The sequence below is a fragment of the Aliiglaciecola sp. 2_MG-2023 genome (assembly GCF_030548145.1).
Lineage (GTDB): Bacteria > Pseudomonadota > Gammaproteobacteria > Enterobacterales > Alteromonadaceae > Aliiglaciecola > Aliiglaciecola lipolytica_A.
In genome coordinates this window covers 89,931-105,912 of sequence record NZ_JAUORY010000007.1, presented here as the reverse complement: position 1 = coordinate 105,912, position 15,982 = coordinate 89,931, and the positions used below count along the sequence as shown (strand labels likewise).

The 15,982-nt window shown below is 40.4% G+C and carries 14 protein-coding genes; 9 read left to right on the top strand and 5 right to left on the bottom strand.

The genetic code is table 11. The annotated features are described in order from the left end of the window. Positions 1-205 precede the first annotated feature (205 nt). The gene (locus Q4567_RS09305) at positions 206-1,831 is read left to right on the top strand and encodes a GMC family oxidoreductase (protein ID WP_303500184.1); all 1,626 of its coding nucleotides are present in this window, start codon (positions 206-208) and stop codon (positions 1,829-1,831) included. Here Q4567_RS09305 and Q4567_RS09300 read toward each other — a convergent pair whose 3' ends face one another. Continuing rightward, positions 1,832-2,455, bottom strand: coding sequence for a TetR/AcrR family transcriptional regulator (locus Q4567_RS09300; RefSeq protein WP_303500183.1), 624 nt, complete (start codon positions 2,453-2,455; stop codon positions 1,832-1,834). A gap of 191 nt (positions 2,456-2,646) precedes the next feature. On the opposite strand from Q4567_RS09300, the gene Q4567_RS09295 reads away from it, so the two are divergent. Both Q4567_RS09295 and Q4567_RS09290 read left to right on the top strand, forming a co-directional pair. Continuing rightward, the gene (locus tag Q4567_RS09295) at positions 2,647-3,519 is read left to right on the top strand and encodes a crotonase/enoyl-CoA hydratase family protein (RefSeq protein WP_216050334.1); all 873 of its coding nucleotides are present in this window, start codon (positions 2,647-2,649) and stop codon (positions 3,517-3,519) included. Positions 3,520-3,542: 23 nt separating this feature from the next. Next, positions 3,543-5,582 (top strand): NADPH-dependent 2,4-dienoyl-CoA reductase, encoded by a 2,040-nt coding sequence (locus Q4567_RS09290; RefSeq protein WP_216050335.1) that lies wholly within the window; start codon positions 3,543-3,545, stop codon positions 5,580-5,582. Positions 5,583-5,863: 281 nt separating this feature from the next. On the opposite strand, the gene Q4567_RS09285 is transcribed toward Q4567_RS09290, so the two are convergent. After that, complete coding sequence (locus Q4567_RS09285; protein WP_216050336.1) at positions 5,864-6,445, bottom strand: superoxide dismutase; 582 nt, start codon at positions 6,443-6,445, stop codon at positions 5,864-5,866. Between the two features lie 335 nt (positions 6,446-6,780). On the opposite strand from Q4567_RS09285, the gene Q4567_RS09280 reads away from it, so the two are divergent. After that, positions 6,781-7,122, top strand: a complete 342-nt coding sequence (locus Q4567_RS09280) for a Grx4 family monothiol glutaredoxin (RefSeq protein WP_216050337.1) — start codon at positions 6,781-6,783, stop codon at positions 7,120-7,122. Between the two features lie 70 nt (positions 7,123-7,192). On the opposite strand, the gene Q4567_RS09275 is transcribed toward Q4567_RS09280, so the two are convergent. After that, positions 7,193-7,387, bottom strand: coding sequence for a bacterioferritin-associated ferredoxin (locus Q4567_RS09275; protein WP_216050338.1), 195 nt, complete (start codon positions 7,385-7,387; stop codon positions 7,193-7,195). A 277-nt stretch (positions 7,388-7,664) separates the two neighbouring features. On the opposite strand from Q4567_RS09275, the gene Q4567_RS09270 reads away from it, so the two are divergent. Then, complete coding sequence (locus Q4567_RS09270) at positions 7,665-8,270, top strand: peroxiredoxin (protein ID WP_216050339.1); 606 nt, start codon at positions 7,665-7,667, stop codon at positions 8,268-8,270. 85 nt (positions 8,271-8,355) lie between these two features. Here the strand turns inward: Q4567_RS09270 and Q4567_RS09265 are convergent, their stop codons facing one another. Together Q4567_RS09265 and Q4567_RS09260 are read right to left on the bottom strand one after the other, a co-directional pair. Continuing rightward, positions 8,356-8,955: a Yip1 family protein gene (locus Q4567_RS09265; RefSeq protein WP_216050340.1), complete on the bottom strand. Its 600-nt coding sequence runs from the start codon at positions 8,953-8,955 to the stop codon at positions 8,356-8,358. Between the two features lie 378 nt (positions 8,956-9,333). Further along, complete coding sequence (locus Q4567_RS09260) at positions 9,334-10,236, bottom strand: LysR family transcriptional regulator (protein ID WP_216050341.1); 903 nt, start codon at positions 10,234-10,236, stop codon at positions 9,334-9,336. A gap of 412 nt (positions 10,237-10,648) precedes the next feature. Between Q4567_RS09260 and Q4567_RS09255 the strand changes: the two genes are divergently transcribed. The 4 genes from Q4567_RS09255 (at position 10,649) to Q4567_RS09240 (ending at position 15,925) form a co-directional block, all read left to right on the top strand. Further along, a complete protein-coding gene (locus Q4567_RS09255) occupies positions 10,649-11,014 on the top strand; it encodes a CidA/LrgA family protein (RefSeq protein ID WP_216050342.1) in 366 nt (121 codons plus the stop codon). Further along, positions 11,014-11,685 (top strand): LrgB family protein, encoded by a 672-nt coding sequence (locus tag Q4567_RS09250; RefSeq protein ID WP_303500181.1) that lies wholly within the window; start codon positions 11,014-11,016, stop codon positions 11,683-11,685. The genes Q4567_RS09255 and Q4567_RS09250 overlap by 1 nt, the downstream gene beginning before the upstream one ends. 237 nt (positions 11,686-11,922) lie before the next feature. Next, entirely contained in the window at positions 11,923-13,692 is a 1,770-nt protein-coding gene (locus Q4567_RS09245; RefSeq protein ID WP_303500180.1) for a glycoside hydrolase family 9 protein, read from the top strand. A 148-nt stretch (positions 13,693-13,840) separates the two neighbouring features. Continuing rightward, the gene (locus Q4567_RS09240; RefSeq protein WP_303500179.1) at positions 13,841-15,925 is read left to right on the top strand and encodes an EAL domain-containing protein; all 2,085 of its coding nucleotides are present in this window, start codon (positions 13,841-13,843) and stop codon (positions 15,923-15,925) included. Positions 15,926-15,982 lie beyond the last annotated feature (57 nt).

Sequence of the window (15,982 nt, the reverse complement as noted above, 5' to 3'; positions counted from 1 at the left end):
AGCACTAAGTGTGAAGGTGAGAGGCTTTTAATGTCAAGTTTGGCGTTATTTATTTCATTTCATTTGTACATTAAAGTAACAACCCATTTTATTTTTTGGTAAACTGACTGGTATGACATCAGAGCAGTTGACTAGCTTTGTGAACTTAAGTAACTATTTATTCGTAGTTGTAACTAACTAAAAAACCTTTGAAGTAGAAGCCGACATGCATGAATTAAAACAGACCCAATTTGATTTTATTATTATTGGCGCAGGTTCGGCTGGATCCACATTGGCTTCTCGGCTAAGTGAAAATCCCAATGTTCAGGTCTGTCTGCTTGAAGCGGGTGGAAAAGACTCCAATCCTTTGATCCATATTCCCTTTGGTTTGTCATTGCTTTCAAGAATTAAAAATGTCGGCTGGAATTATAATACCGCGTCACAGGTTAACTTAGACAATCGAGAGTTATATTGGCCTCGTGGTAGAACCTTAGGCGGTTCTAGTTCGATAAACGCAATGTGTTATATACGCGGTGATCAGAAAGACTACGATGACTGGCAAGCCCAAGGCGCTCAAGGGTGGGATTGGCAGTCAGTTAAACCTTATTTTATTAAATCTGAACGGCAACAACACGGTGGCAGTGACAATCATGGCAATCAGGGGTTGTTGCATGTTAATGACCTACGCCACACCAACAAATTATCCCAATCTTTTGTTAAAAGCGCCGCACAAGTGGGCATGCCAATTCTACAAGACTTCAACGGAGAAGAACGGGAAGGTTTAGGTTTTTATCAAGTAACTCAAGTAAATGGGCAACGATGTTCTAGTGCAAAAGGCTATTTGCAACCAGCTTTACAACGCTCTAACTTAACCGTGCTCACCCATGCACAAGTGGAACATATTGTTGTTGATGATGGTGTTGCTACTGGAGTTAAATTACATTTAAAAGACAAATTGATACAGCTTAACGCGAAGCAAGAAGTGCTGCTTTGTGGCGGAGCTATCAATAGCCCGCAAATACTCATGTTATCTGGAATTGGCCCTAAAGCGCATCTGGCTGAACATGGCATAAAGGTTAACGTTGATTTACCTGGTGTCGGGCAGAATTTACAAGATCATTTGGATGCTATCGTCCAGCAGCGATGTGAAGCCAGAGAAAGTTACGCTGTAGCGCTGCCGTCATTACCTATGTATATCAAATCAGTATTTCAATATTTATTTGGACGTAAAGGATTAATGACATCGAACATTGCCGAGGCAGGTGGGTTTGCTAAATCCAAATATGCTACCGACCGTCCCGATCTGCAATATCATTTTTTACCAGCAATTTTATTGAATCATGGTCGTAGCACCGCTTTTGGATATGGTTATGGTGTCCATGTTTGTTGTTTATATCCTAAAAGCGTAGGTGAAATAAGGTTGGCATCATCAGATCCATTGGCTCCGGCGATTATCGACCCAAATTATTTAAGCCATCCAGATGATATAGCTGTAATGATTGATGGCGTTCGCAAAGCCCGTGAATTATTGGCAACGAGTGAATTTAATCAGTACGGTTCCCGTGAAATCGGGCCAGGTATTGCTGCACAATCAGATGAAGAAATATTAGCTTATCTACGTAAACGGGCAGAGACCATTTATCATCCCATTGGTACTTGTAAAATGGGCAACACTGAAGATCCCATGACGGTGGTAGATAGTCAGCTAAAAGTGAAGGGAATAACAGGCCTGCGTGTGGTTGATGCGTCAGTGATGCCAAGTTTAATAGGTGGTAACACCAATGCTCCGACTATCATGATCGCTGAAAAAGCGGCCGATATGATAAAACAGCAGTACCAATTGTCACTATAATTAATCACTATCTTGGCTGTTTAATACAAACATTTGTAAAGCTGTTTCACACATCTCATCAATATGACTGGCGTTTGCATAAATTCCATCGATTAATAATCTTGCAATACCATGAATAGTCCCCCAAGTAACTTGGGATAAGCGCAGCGTATCTAAACTAGCCGGTAATAATCCCTTGTGTTGCCAATCACGGGTCATTTTCACTTGAAATTGAAATGTTGGGTAGGCGATGTCTTTCAACGAATCAGTAGCGCTGTTTTGTTTCCATATTGTTCTACCGAACATTAAATCATACAACTCTGGATTTTCAGCAGCATAACTAATATAGCCGTGAATAAATGCCCTTAATTTCTGTTTTTCATTTAAATTCGGATTTTCAAATATTTCATCCAGTTGTAACTTCCAATGGCTAAAACCTTGTTCCGCTATCGCGCATAAAAGCTCATTTTTATCTTTGAAATGGTGATAAGGCGCTGTGCGCGAAACACCAACCTGATCAGCTAGTTTACGTAATGACAAGCTCTCTACTCCCTGCGCCTTGAGCATTGAGGAGGCGGTAAGTATAAGGCTTGTGCGCAAATCACCGTGGTGATAACGGGCTTTGAGAGGCTTTTTATCGGTCATTCGTGCACTTTATCATAGATCTTGACAGCGTCAACATCTTACCTTATCTTGACATTGTCTAGATAAGGTAAGTTTAAGCGTTCCTTTGAGGAATTCATCCAATTTATAGGTACGCATAAGCTAACTAAACAGCCTCAATTAGGTAGGCGTGCTTTACTTATTACCTGTGTACCATCTTGGAGAAAATCGTTTTGGAAAACTCAAATACAAATTTAGATTTTTCACAATTAACCACGTTAACTGTATCAATAGAAAATCATATTGCGCACATACAGCTGTCTCGACCAGAGCAACTTAACAGCATGATCCCCGAATTTTGGCATGAATTACCAGAAACTGTCCGACGAATAGATCATGAGTCGGCAGCGAGAGTGATTGTTATTTCCGCTTTAGGAAAGCACTTTAGTGCGGGTATGGATTTGTCAGTATTTACCCAAATGGCCAAAGATTTTAGCGGAGAACCTGCCCGAAGAGCTGAACGACTAAGACGTTCAGTGTTGGAGTTGCAAGATTCATTTAATGCCCTTGAGCAAGTAAGAATGCCGGTATTAGTTGCAGCCCAAGGTGGGGTTATTGGTGGCGCTGTGGATATGATTTGCGCCGCAGATTGCCGTTATTGCACCCAAGACACCTATTTCACTATCAAAGAAACTGAAATTGGCATGACCGCCGATGTTGGTACTTTGCAACGTCTACCGCATTTAATTCCTCAAGGTTTAGTTAGAGAGCTGGCATTTACCGGCAGAAATTGGAGTGCTGAAGAGGCGATGGCCCAAGGTTTTGTCAATAAAGTATTTGAAGATCAAGAATCGATGCTAGACGCTGTGATGAAAATCGCGCAAAAGATCGCCATGAATTCACCTATGGCCGTTGCCGGATGTAAAGAGATGATTAATTACACCCGAGATCACAGTGTTCAAGACAGTCTTACCTATATGGCGACATGGCAGTCTGGCATGTTCCAAATGCCTGATATTCAAGAAGCCATGGCATCGCAACAGCAAAAACGCATGCCGCAATATGCCGAGCTTCTGGATAAAAGCTCGATGATGACCAACAAATAAATTTAATACAGGACCAAAAAACAATGACCGCAGATTTAAAAGTTAGTGCACCTTATCCGAATTTATTTAGACCCCTTGATTTGGGTTTCACATCGCTAAGGAACCGAGTCATCATGGGCTCAATGCATACGGGGCTTGAAGAGGCCGAAAATGGCCATGTTCGTATGGCTGCCTTTTTCAGAGAACGGGCAAAAGGCGGTGTTGGCTTGATTGTCACCGGCGGGTTTGGACCAAATGAAGTAGGAGCAACCCATGCGAAAACTAATTTACTCGACAGTGATAAACGTATAGCCGAACATAAATTTATCACTGATGCTGTGCACGCTGAAGGCGGTAAAATATGTATGCAAATACTGCATACAGGACGTTATGCGTATAATCCCAAGCTCGTTGCTCCCTCGGCGGTTCAAGCGCCAATTAATCCATTTAAACCCAAAGCGTTAGATGAAGCTGGAATCCAACAGCAAATCGACGACTTTGTATTTACCGCCAAACAAGCACAAAAAGCCGGTTATGACGGGGTCGAAATAATGGGCTCTGAAGGCTATTTCTTAAATCAATTTATAGCTAGCCGAACGAATCACCGTGATGATGAGTGGGGCGGAGAGTACAGCAATAGAATCCGTCTTCCCATTGAGGTGGTTAGACGTGTTAGAGAAGCTGTGGGTGAACACTTTATTATTATTTATCGACTATCCATGCTCGATTTAGTGGAGGGTGGTTCAACTTACGAAGAAGTTGTGGAGTTGGGCCTTGCGGTAGAAAAAGCCGGCGCAACCATCATTAATACTGGTATCGGTTGGCATGAAGCGCGAATTCCCACCATTGCTACTAAAGTTCCTCGTGCAGCATTTACATGGGTAACTGCAAAGTTTCGCCGCGCGCTAAATATTCCAGTGATTACTTCTAATCGAATTAATACGCCCGAGGTTGCAGAAGAGGTGCTAGCTCGCGGCGATGCGGATATGGTTTCTATGGCTAGACCGTTTCTGGCGGATGCCGATTTTGTTGTCAAAGCCATGGAGAATCGCGCCGATGAAATCAATACCTGTATTGGTTGTAACCAAGCCTGCTTAGATCATGTATTTGAAGGTAAAGATACAAGTTGTTTGGTAAACCCTAGAGCGTGTCATGAAACTGAGCTTAATATAGTCGCAGCAGATGTGATTAAAAATATGGCCGTTGTTGGTGCGGGACCGGCCGGATTGGCAGCTGCAGTTTCCCTTGCCCAACGAGGTCATAAGGTAACCTTATTTGATAGTGCCAGTGAAATTGGCGGGCAGTTCAATATTGCTAAACAAATACCAGGAAAAGAAGAGTTTTATGAAACCCTTCGCTACTTTTCAAAACAATTAGAGCTGCATCACGTTGAGGTGAAATTGAATACTCGGGTAGATGCTGAGCTATTAAATAGCGGTGACTTTGACGAAGTATTGATTGCTACTGGTATTAAACCTAGAACCCCTCAAATTCCTGGTGTGGAACACTCCAAGGTTCTAAGTTATTTAGATGTTATTCGTGATAAGAAACCGGTGGGCAATTCGGTAGCGGTGATTGGCGCTGGTGGCATTGGTTTTGATGTATCTGAATATTTAGCCCATAAAGGGGAATCTACCAGTCAAAATATTCCTGCTTTTATGAAAGAGTGGGGAATCGACATGACTTTTAATGCACGAGCCGGCGTAGAGGGAGTGAAACCTCAACCTAGTGCCTCTGGCAGAGAAATCTATTTACTGCAGCGTAAAACCACTAAAGTCGGTGCTAATTTAGGGAAAACCACAGGTTGGGCTCATCGTGCAGGTTTGTTAGCCAAAGGTGTGCATATGGTAGCCGGTGTAGAATATTTGAAAATTGATGATCAAGGTTTACACATTAAAGTAAACGATGAAGTTCAAGTTTTAGATGTCGATAACGTGATTATTTGCGCAGGCCAAGATCCGCTGCGCGAATTAGCCGATGGACTTAATAAACCATATCACTTGATAGGTGGCGCAGATGTAGCAGCAGAATTAGACGCAAAACGCGCTATCAATCAAGGAACTCGCTTGGCAGCCACCTTGTAGGCGAGGTTTTTTAACTGCGTAAAAACCATTAAATCCACGGCCTGAAGGCCGTGCTACAGGTTGTTATTCAATGTGATTTAACGATGAATCTGTGTGGGGGGGGGGGCTTTCGATCTGCATGAAGCCAATAAATCCAGGGTCTGAAGGCCGTGCTACAGGTTGTTATTCAATGTGATTTAACGATAAATTTGTAGTCGGGTGCTTTAGCCCCGAGATTATCTTTGAATATAAAAAAACCAGTCATTTGACTGGTTTTTTTGATTTAGCTTTTAAACTAAAACTTATGCGAAATTCGCTGCCGCAAATTCCCAATTAACTAATGCCCAAAAACCACCTAAGTAGTTAGGACGAACATTACGGTAATCGATATAGTATGCGTGTTCCCATAAATCAACTGTGATAAGCGGTGTTACACCTTCTTCAGTGATTGGAGTACCAGCATTGCTAGTGTTAACGATGTCTAGGCTGCCGTCAGCAGTTTTTACTAACCAAGTCCAGCTTGAGCCAAAGTTATTTACCGCTTTGTCGTTGAAGGCTGCTTTGAAGTCGTCAAAAGAACCCCATTTGGCAGTGATAGCATCAGCTAACGCACCAGTTGGTTCGCCGCCGCCATTAGGGCTTAGGCTATTCCAGTAAAATGTGTGGTTCCAGATTTGTGCAGCATTGTTAAATACACCGCCGTCTGATTGCTTAACCACATCTTCCAATGACATATCAGCCATTGCAGTACCTTCAACTAAACCGTTTAGTTTAGTTACATAAGTAGCGTGATGCTTACCATAGTGGTAATCAAGAGTTTCAGAAGAAATATGCGGTTCTAGAGCGTTTCTTTCATATGGTAACGGGGGTAGTTCAAAAGCCATGTAAATTCTCCATTAATGTGAGCTTAGCGTTATTAAATTACTTTCAGGCTAAATGCTAGCGTGAATTTTTAGAATGTAAAGCCTCAATAAAGGCTTTCATTCTACTGTAATACTATGATTTATAAATGATGATCTGGGGATAAGATGCTAATTATCAACCCGAATTACAAATACTTTTTACGAAGTCGTTAGATTATTTATGAATTTGCATTTATTCAAGTATTTCCAATGATTGTGACAAATCTGCGTAATTTAGCAAACCTTTTGGAAAGCAGCGCTTGAAACAGGTAAACTAACACCCATATTCAAATTAACTTAATTTAGAGAGTGGTAAAATGGACACTGTAGAGAAAATCAAACAACAAATTAATGAAAACCCAATCTTATTGTATATGAAAGGGTCTCCGAAGCTGCCAAGTTGCGGTTTTTCTTCACAGGCTTCTCAAGCCCTAATGTCTTGTGGAGAGCAATTTGCGTATGTTGATATTTTGCAAAACCCTGACATTCGTGCCGAATTACCAAAATATGCAGATTGGCCAACATTCCCACAGTTATGGGTTGATGGCGAGCTAGTTGGCGGGTGTGACATTATAATGGAAATGTTTCAGCAGGGTGAATTGCAGCCTTTGATTAAACAGACTGCAGAAAAAAATGCTGAGCAAGACAAAGAAAGCTAAGTTTTATTTTAAGCTAGATTAAAAACTAAAAAAGGAGCGTAATGCTCCTTTTTTGTGATTTAAATTTGTTTTAACTGACTTCTTTGAACAGGCTTTCATCGATAATAGTTGTGTCAATGATATCTTGTGCCATTTGTATACAACGACCGCACTGGCTGCCGACACCAAATTTGGCGCGCAATTCTCGAGTGCTTCCAATACCGTCCTCGCGGACAGCTTTTGCAATAGCTTTATCAGTAATGCCGTGACACAAACAAACGTACATTTAATTACACCTCAATCTTCATGCAAATGATAATAGTTGTTATTTGTATCTTTTTCAATAGCTAATTTGCTTATTTGTTATACATTGTTTTAAAAAGTGATTGATAGCAGGGGATAGAATCGTGAATACTGTTTTTTGTCGATTTAATTAAAAAAAGTTTATTGTTTTCCTTGGGTTTTATTATTCTAGTCTTATATTGTGCTTACAAGGTTTTTAAATCGTTAATCGAACATGCATTTGCGTTTATAAATGCTTTCACTAATAAATGGAGAAAAAAATGAGTGTACTAGTTGGTCGTCCAGCACCAGATTTCACTGCAGCAGCAGTTCTTGGAAGCGGAGAGATTGTTGATAGTTTCACCCTTAGCGAAAATATTAAAGGTAAAAAAGCCGTTATCTTTTTCTATCCTTTAGATTTCACTTTCGTTTGCCCGTCAGAGTTGATCGCGTTTGATAAACGTTATGAAGAATTTACTAAGCGTGGCGTAGAAGTTATCGGTGTTTCAATCGATTCACAATTTAGCCATAACGCATGGCGTAATACCCCAGTTAATGAAGGCGGTATTGGTCCAGTGAAATATACTTTGGTAGCTGATACTAAACATGAAATTTGCCAAGCGTATGATGTAGAGCATCCTGACGCGGGCGTTGCTTTCCGTGGTTCTTTCTTAATCGATGCTGAAGGTAACGTACGTCACCAAGTCGTGAACGACTTGCCACTAGGCCGTAACGTTGACGAAATGTTGCGCATGGTTGATGCTTTGAACTTCCATGAAGAGCACGGTGAAGTTTGTCCTGCAGGCTGGCAAGAAGGTAAAAAAGGTATGGATGCATCTCCAGAAGGTGTTGCTAAGTATCTTGCAGAGAATTCTGACGCGCTTTAATTAGCAATAGCTGTTAATTAGTCATAGAAAATAAAAAACCGCGTAACTGTAAAGGTTTCGCGGTTTTTTTATGAGCGTTTAAAATTTAGTGAGTAAATACGGGGTCCCCGATTACACTCCACAACAGCACCGAACCTACCATCAGTACTACAAGAAGAATAAGGCCACCGGTAACCACCGCACTAGAATATATAAAACCTTTATCTTCAGGTATATGCAACATGATGGGCACACCTGAATACAACAAGTAAATAGAGTAGGAGATACCGATAAAGGCTACCACCATAACAAACCAAAGCGCAGGATAAAACGCTGCAAATCCACACATAAATAGCGGAGTTGCAGTATACGCAGCTAGTTCTAACGACTGTGTATAACTTGGGTTAGAATCGAACACTTTGGCAAGTTCATAAATGATAATAGCCAGGGCAATGACCCCTGCAATTAAGCCAAAATACATGCCTATACCCAAAGATGCGGCAGACATCTGATCTAATTTAATAACTTCTCCAACACCAATACTCCAGCCCAAATGATAGGAAGAGTAATAACTCAAAATAGCAGGAATGAGTGAAATGATGCATATGTGACTCAGACTGTAGAAGTAGCTTTCATGCCTTTCGTCAATTGCATGCCATTCTTCTTTTGGGTGAGTATAAATACCCCATAAGTGATTTAGTACCAAGATACGACTCCTTTGGTGGCTTTTTGTACCGTCATTAATTTTAAAGCAACTAATTAATAACAAAATGTTAACAATAGTTTCTTTTACAAACGATTTTTCGTCAACTGATTTGTTTAGTTTTACGGCAAATAATCGTATTTAGGTGATGTTTATTGTAAATATTCCGCATAGTTATCTGAAAAAGTACAGATGATGGTATTTTTTAGGGTGCGAAGATCGGGCTATTTAGATTTTGCCGGACGAAATTTCGCCGATCTGTAAAAAAATGGGGGAAGTAACACTCAAGGTTAAAGGATTTATGTAAATTTTCAGGTTGATTGAAATGCCGTTATTTTGCGATGATTTTTCTGTAAACGCTACTTGTTCGACCGACTCGGTTTAGGTTACTTTCACTCGTTTGGATAATTCCATAAATCTATTCAAATACTCTGGTGGCGTTTCATTTTCTCGAATACCCAAGTGTATCGATTTCTGAATACCATTTTTGGCAGTCGGACTGATCAATGATATTGGCTTTATATCCATATGCTGTTGGTATTCTTCAATTAACCATCGCGGTAGCGCTGCAACGCCTCGATTTGCGGCTACCATTTGCAGCATTATCTCAGTATTCTCAATAATTTTATGCTGTTTAACGCTGGCACCTGCGGGGGTCAAAAAATGGCTGAAAATATCCAGGCGACTGGCTTCCACTGGGTAAGTAATTAAGGTTTGTTCGCTTAAATCTTCAGGATTAAGTTGTTGCAATTCAGCTAAGGGAGATTGTCCTGAAACGACCAGAGCGTGTTCGTAATCGAATACCGGCGTATAGCGCACATTATGGTGGAATAAGGGATCGGGTGTAATCAATAAATCTATCTCATAGCCCAATAAAGCACTTAAACCGCCGAACTGAAATTTTTGCCGTACATCTACATCTACTCCTTCACACTGAGCCAAAAAAGGTTTGACAGTTTTCAACAACCATTGATAACAAGGGTGGCATTCCATTCCAATGCGTAATATGCCTTTTTTGCCATGGGCTATTTGTTCAAGTTGTTGTTCTGCATATTCAAACTGTGGCAGCAAACGGTTGGCAAGGTTAAGTAATTGGTTACCTGCTTGGGTAAGGCGTAGCTTTCGGCCTTCTTTTTGCCAAACTTGTACTTGATAGTGAAGCTCAACTTTCTTAATGGCGTGACTAAGTGCTGACTGAGTTAAACACAACTGCGAGGCTGCTTGGGTAACGGTACCTGTCTCAGCAACAGCCTTAATAATAGTGAGATGATTGCGATCCAACATATTGTGATTAATTTCTATGAAGTAAATTCATGAATACATAAAAATATACCACTATCTTTCATCTATTCAAATGCTGATTTTAAGCCAACGTTATCTCATTTGGCTATATAGATGACCAAAAGTAATAGTTGGTTTTGCCATTTTGGTGCTAACTAAGAATTGAGATTCACCTATAAGGTATATTGGAATAATCAGGGGATAGAACAACAATTGTTGCAAAAATGGGCTGGTTATTAGAAAAGTGTTTAGCGCCAGGGTAATTTGGATTTGGCAGCAATAGGCGATTTCTGTCTTTATCTTCTGTTATGCTTTTTAAGGCATTTCATCAACATTAAATTTTATACTTTACGCAGAATTGAGGCCGCAATCTGGTATTATTTGTAAATCTACTATTAAATGGCATTAAATCAGCGTGTTAAGTACGATTCTTAAGGTTTTCTTTTCCATCGCCATCATTTTTTTGTTTTTGTGGGTAGGAATTACCCTTCAAGCTTTGTCTGGCATTTCCTTACCGGGCAGTATCATCGGAATGTTGTTATTATTTTTTTGCTTATCAGTTGGCGTTATTCCGGTTCGATTGATGGAAGACGGTGCTAAATTAATGCTAAAACACATGTTGTTGTTTTTCATTCCTATTGCTGTCGGATTAATGAATTACTTTGAGCTAATGTACCAGCAAATAGGATTAATATTGGCCTGTACAATAGCGTCTAATATTGTTGTCGCGGTAATATTGAGTTTGCTATTTAAACAACTCAAGGCTAAGGAACATCAATAATGTGGATAGCACTAACCCTAGTGGTTTATTTACTATCGGTGTACTTTTTACATCGAATCAAAATTCCTTTTTTAAATTCTTTATTGATCAGTATGATTGCCATTATTGCTATTCTTTTAGTGTTGGACGTTCCCTTTGAAACTTATTACGCGCAAACCAATTGGATAAACTACTTTATGCAAGCCGCAGTGGTAGCCTTTGCTTATCCGTTGTATGAACAGCTACCGCAGATTCGCTCCAACATGAAGTTTATTTTACTGTCGTGTTTAGCAAGCTGTTCATTGGCAGTGCTATTTACCGGCTTTGTTGCTTGGTTGTTTGATGCTCCTGCACCTCTTTTAGCATCCCTTTTAGTTAAATCCATCACCACACCCATTGCCCTTGAGATTAGCGGGAGTCTAAACGGACAAACTTCAATCGTGATTGTTTTAGGGTTATTCGCAGGATTAACAGGCGCTATTCTTTTCTACCCAATCTTCAAATTGTTGGGCGTAAACGAGTCTGTGCAAAGAGGAATTATCGTAGGAAGTCTCTCACATGCTATTGGCACTTCCGCCACTGTAAAACACTCTTCAGAGGATACCGCATTTAGTTCAGTTGCATTGATCATTGCTGCGATATTCTCATCATTTCTAGCGCCAATGGCGTATCAATTTTTCACCTGGATTTAATCAGCCTGCCAATGAAATAGGTTTTTTCGGAATCGCATTTTAAGAAAAAGCAAAGAAGCGCTCTGGTAGAAATTTCGTTATTACTTCATTCTTTCATATCTTGTTTTAGGAAAGCCAAAATACCAACGATTTGTATTTAGGCTTTAATTGCGGTTGATTCATTTTTTGAAGAGGCTTGAATAAAACCTTTTTACTTGTAATGAATTTATTTTATCGCCTATTAATTAAGGGGACTAAATGCTTAAATTTAATCAAAAAACACTGTTGTCTAGTTTAATCTGTTACACCGTAACTTCGGTTTTAATTGGCTGTAAAACAGCCGATATCCCCCCTCAGCCCGCCAATGCAATAGCAACACAGCAGCCCGACCAAGTAATTCAGATTAATCAACTGGGATATTTTGTAAAGGGTGAAAAAGGTGCAATTGTGCCAAACACCCAAGAGACATCGTTTAGGTTACAAAATTTGCGTGGTGACACTGTGTTTGATGGCCCATTGAGCGAGTCCAAAAGCTGGTCAGCGCAAGGGCCTGATAAGTTTAAATTTGCTGATTTTTCGGAATTTTCTCAACCCGGTACTTATAGCTTAACGATTAAGCAAGTTGGTGAAGGCGTTGAACTCTCACGGCAAATAAAAATTGATAGCCAGATTAATCAACTGGCACATAAGGCAGCATTGAAATATTTTTATTTTAATCGCGCTGGAATGGCCTTAACAGAACCCTATGCAGGCAAATTTCAACGCCAAGCAGGTCACCTTGATCAAAACGTCATTGTGCATCCTTCTGCTGCCAGTCCTAGTCAACCCGCCTTCAGTACCATCAGTTCACCGAAGGGGTGGTATGACGCAGGTGACTACGGTAAATATACCGTGAATGCCAGTATCGCAACTTATACTTTGTTAGCCGCCTATGCTGATAATCCTAATTATTACCACAATCTTGCTTTGGAGATTCCTGAGTCTAATAATCAGCTTCCCGATATTGTTGATGAACTTATGTGGAACCTTGAGTGGCTGCATACTATGCAAAATGATGAAGGTGCGGTTTATCATAAACTCACTACCTTGCAGTGGCCGGGTAAAGATATGCCGGCAGATGACAACGCAGATCGTTATGTAATTGGTTTCTCAACATCCGCAGCACTGGATTACGCAGCCACGCTTGCAGCAGCGAGTCGAATTTTACGTCCGTTGTTTTCAGAGAATCCAGAACAGTTGGATACATGGTTAGCAAGTGCGCAAAAAGCATGGCGTTGGGCGATGGCCCATCCGAATTACGTATATCAACAACCTGCAGATGTCAGCAGCGGTGAATATGGTGATAATGATTTTTCAGATGAATTTGCATGGGCTGGAGCAGAGTTGTTTTTAGCCACAAAGAATGCAAAGTATTTGCACGCATTTCAACAATACAACAAACCTCTTAAAGAGCCCGATTGGAGCAATGTGGCAGCGTTGGGTTACTTTAGCCTTGTCAGAGAAGGGAAGCCGTCTTTAACGTCTATCGATTTTCAAAAGCTGCAATCTCAGCTGATTGACTACGCTGAAGCAAGTTTACAAATATATGAAAATAATGGTTACGGTGTGGCGATGAACTCAGACGATTATGTTTGGGGAAGTAATTCGGTTGTTTTAAATAAAGCGATTATGTTGCTGAACGCATTTCGAATTACCGGCGACGAAAAGTATCGTCAAGTTGCCCAAGGTAATCTCAATTTTGTATTCGGTCGCAATCCCACAGGCTATTCTTTTTTAACCGGGTTTGGTGACATCAGCCCACAAAATCCTCATCACCGTATTTCTGCCGGTGACAAAATCGACGAACCTGTACCCGGCATGCTTGCGGGAGGGCCACAACCAGGACAACAAGATAAATGCGATTATGCAAACAACTTTGCTGCTGGTAGCTATGTTGATGACTGGTGCAGCTACGCAAGTAATGAAGTAGCAATTAACTGGAATGCGCCTCTGGTTTACGTGCTTGGTAGCCTTCTCGCGGCGGAGTAAATAAAGGATATGACAAACTGAGTTTTGCGCGATTTAAGCTACACAATTTTCAACAATCCCAATGAAATGGTTTGGCTTTATTAGTGTTAATTTAATTGTTTCGTTCTACTATTAGGGGAAAGCTGTGTAATTGGGAATATTCGCGAAAATGAGTTCAAACAAAACAGGCAAAATAAGCAAAACATTGTCTCATCAATATGAGCTCAATGATCCGCTTCACCAATTGTTTGACGCCGTTAAAGTGATTTCTGTGCAAGGCTATGATGATGATCGCAGAGTTATCTATTGGAATGAAGGCAGTGAGGTACTTTATGGTTATTCCAAGCAAGAAGCGACCGGACAAAAATTAGAAGACTTAATCATTCCACCCTATATGCGAGAAGGAGTGGTTGAGGCCCATGGAAATTGGCTCAATCAAGGTGTCGAGATTCCGGCGGCCGAGATTACCTTGCAGCATAAAAGTGGCGCTGAAGTATCGGTGTTTTCAAGCCATGTAATGTTCACCAATCAATACGGTAATAAACAAATGTACTGTGTTGATATTGATCTGACGGATATCAGAAAAGCTGAAGCCCAGGCATTGTTCAAAGAACACATGCTAGAAACCATTTTTGAAGCTATTCCAGATCTATTCTTTTTGATGCAAAAAGACGGGACCATTATTGATTATCATGCCAGTAAACAAGAAAATCTCTATGTTTCTCCTCAGCAATTTATTGGCAAAAACATGGCGGATGTTATGCCTGAGGAAGTTACCAGCAAATTTCAGACGTACATTGAAAAAGTGATAGAACAGCGGGAGATGATTAGCTTTGAATATGATCTCACTATGCCACAGGGCATTTCATATTTTGAAGCAAGGTTGGCCTATCTGAGCGAATATAAACAGGTAATGGTTGTTATACGCGATATTACTGAACAGCATAAATCGGCAGAATTAATTCGTCATCAAGCCTATTTTGATAGTCTTACTTTATTGCCTAATCGTTTTTTAGCCCTGGACCGATTGTCTCAAATCCTCATTGAAGCTAAACGAAACGATCAAAAAGCCGTGGTCATTTTCATTGACTTAGACGACTTTAAAAAAGTAAACGACTCTTTGGGTCATGAAATCGGTGACAAACTATTAATCAGTGCTGCCAACCGATTAAAACAAGTTGTACGAAAAGAAGACACCGTTGGGCGTTTAGGTGGTGATGAATTTATCGTTTTATTGAAAGGTTTAGCTGAACCAAATGATGCGTTAGCCATTGCTGAGAACTTACTAAAAACCTTTAGAAAGCCATTCCAGTTAGCTGGAAGAGAATTAATTTTAACGTTAAGTATTGGCATAGCCGTTTACCCAGAAAACGGCAATAGCGCATCTGATTTATTGCGCAACGCCGATACGGCAATGTACCAAGCTAAAGCATTAGGAAGGAATACTTTTTCATTTTTTACCAGCGAAATGAATAAGGTTATGCAACGCCGTTTTGAAATCGAAGAGCAGATGCATGTTGCTCTCGAGCGTGGTGAGTTTGAAGTGTATTATCAGCCTAAATTCGAGATAAACAATAATGCAATTGTGGGTGCAGAAGCATTGCTGCGCTGGCATAACCCGTCATTGGGCGAGGTCACACCCGGCGAGTTTATTCCAATTGCCGAACATACTGGATTAATTGTGCCTGTCGGTGAGTTTGTGATCAATCAAGCTCTAGCTTTTTTAAAACATTGGCAAATTTGCGATCAACAGTTTTATACAATGGCAATTAATTTGTCACCTCGTCAATTTCGAGAGCAGGGGTTACTCTCGAGCCTTAAAAAGGCATTAGAGGTTACGCAAATTAGTGCAGAATGTTTAGAGCTTGAAATTACCGAAGGGGTGTTAATGAATGGTCAATCTTACATTCATGAATCCATTGCTGAAATCAGTGCTTTAGGAATTAAATTATCTCAAGACGATTTCGGGACGGGATATTCATCATTAAGTTATTTAAGGCAGTATCCTTTTAATGTTCTTAAAATAGACCGCAGTTTTATTCATGGGATCACATTAAACAAGTCAGATTGTGACTTAGTTAAAGCGACCATTGCCATGGCAAATAGCCTCGGGCTAACTGTGGTTGCCGAAGGTGTAGAAACGGAGCCACAACTTACTATTTTGAAAGATTTAGGTTGTGATTTGGTGCAAGGATTTTATTTTAGTAAACCATTAACTGCTAAACAGCTACTTAAATTTTCTAGCCAACATTAAAAAATTAAATCTACATTCCAACGATTATTCATAACGTGTTTTTGACCACCGGCAATG

Bases quoted from the DNA above. Each gene is read 5' to 3' on its own strand.
- Q4567_RS09305 (WP_303500184.1), top strand. From the start codon at position 206: ATGCATGAATTAAAACAGACCCAATTTGATTTTATTATTATTGGCGCA.
- Q4567_RS09300 (WP_303500183.1), bottom strand. From the start codon at position 2,455: ATGACCGATAAAAAGCCTCTCAAAGCCCGTTATCACCACGGTGATTTG.
- Q4567_RS09290 (WP_216050335.1), top strand. From the start codon at position 3,543: ATGACCGCAGATTTAAAAGTTAGTGCACCTTATCCGAATTTATTTAGA.
- Q4567_RS09285 (WP_216050336.1), bottom strand. From the start codon at position 6,445: ATGGCTTTTGAACTACCCCCGTTACCATATGAAAGAAACGCTCTAGAA.
- Q4567_RS09280 (WP_216050337.1), top strand. From the start codon at position 6,781: ATGGACACTGTAGAGAAAATCAAACAACAAATTAATGAAAACCCAATC.
- Q4567_RS09275 (WP_216050338.1), bottom strand. From the start codon at position 7,387: ATGTACGTTTGTTTGTGTCACGGCATTACTGATAAAGCTATTGCAAAA.
- Q4567_RS09270 (WP_216050339.1), top strand. From the start codon at position 7,665: ATGAGTGTACTAGTTGGTCGTCCAGCACCAGATTTCACTGCAGCAGCA.
- Q4567_RS09260 (WP_216050341.1), bottom strand. From the start codon at position 10,236: ATGTTGGATCGCAATCATCTCACTATTATTAAGGCTGTTGCTGAGACA.
- Q4567_RS09250 (WP_303500181.1), top strand. From the start codon at position 11,014: ATGTGGATAGCACTAACCCTAGTGGTTTATTTACTATCGGTGTACTTT.
- Q4567_RS09245 (WP_303500180.1), top strand. From the start codon at position 11,923: ATGCTTAAATTTAATCAAAAAACACTGTTGTCTAGTTTAATCTGTTAC.
- Q4567_RS09240 (WP_303500179.1), top strand. From the start codon at position 13,841: ATGAGTTCAAACAAAACAGGCAAAATAAGCAAAACATTGTCTCATCAA.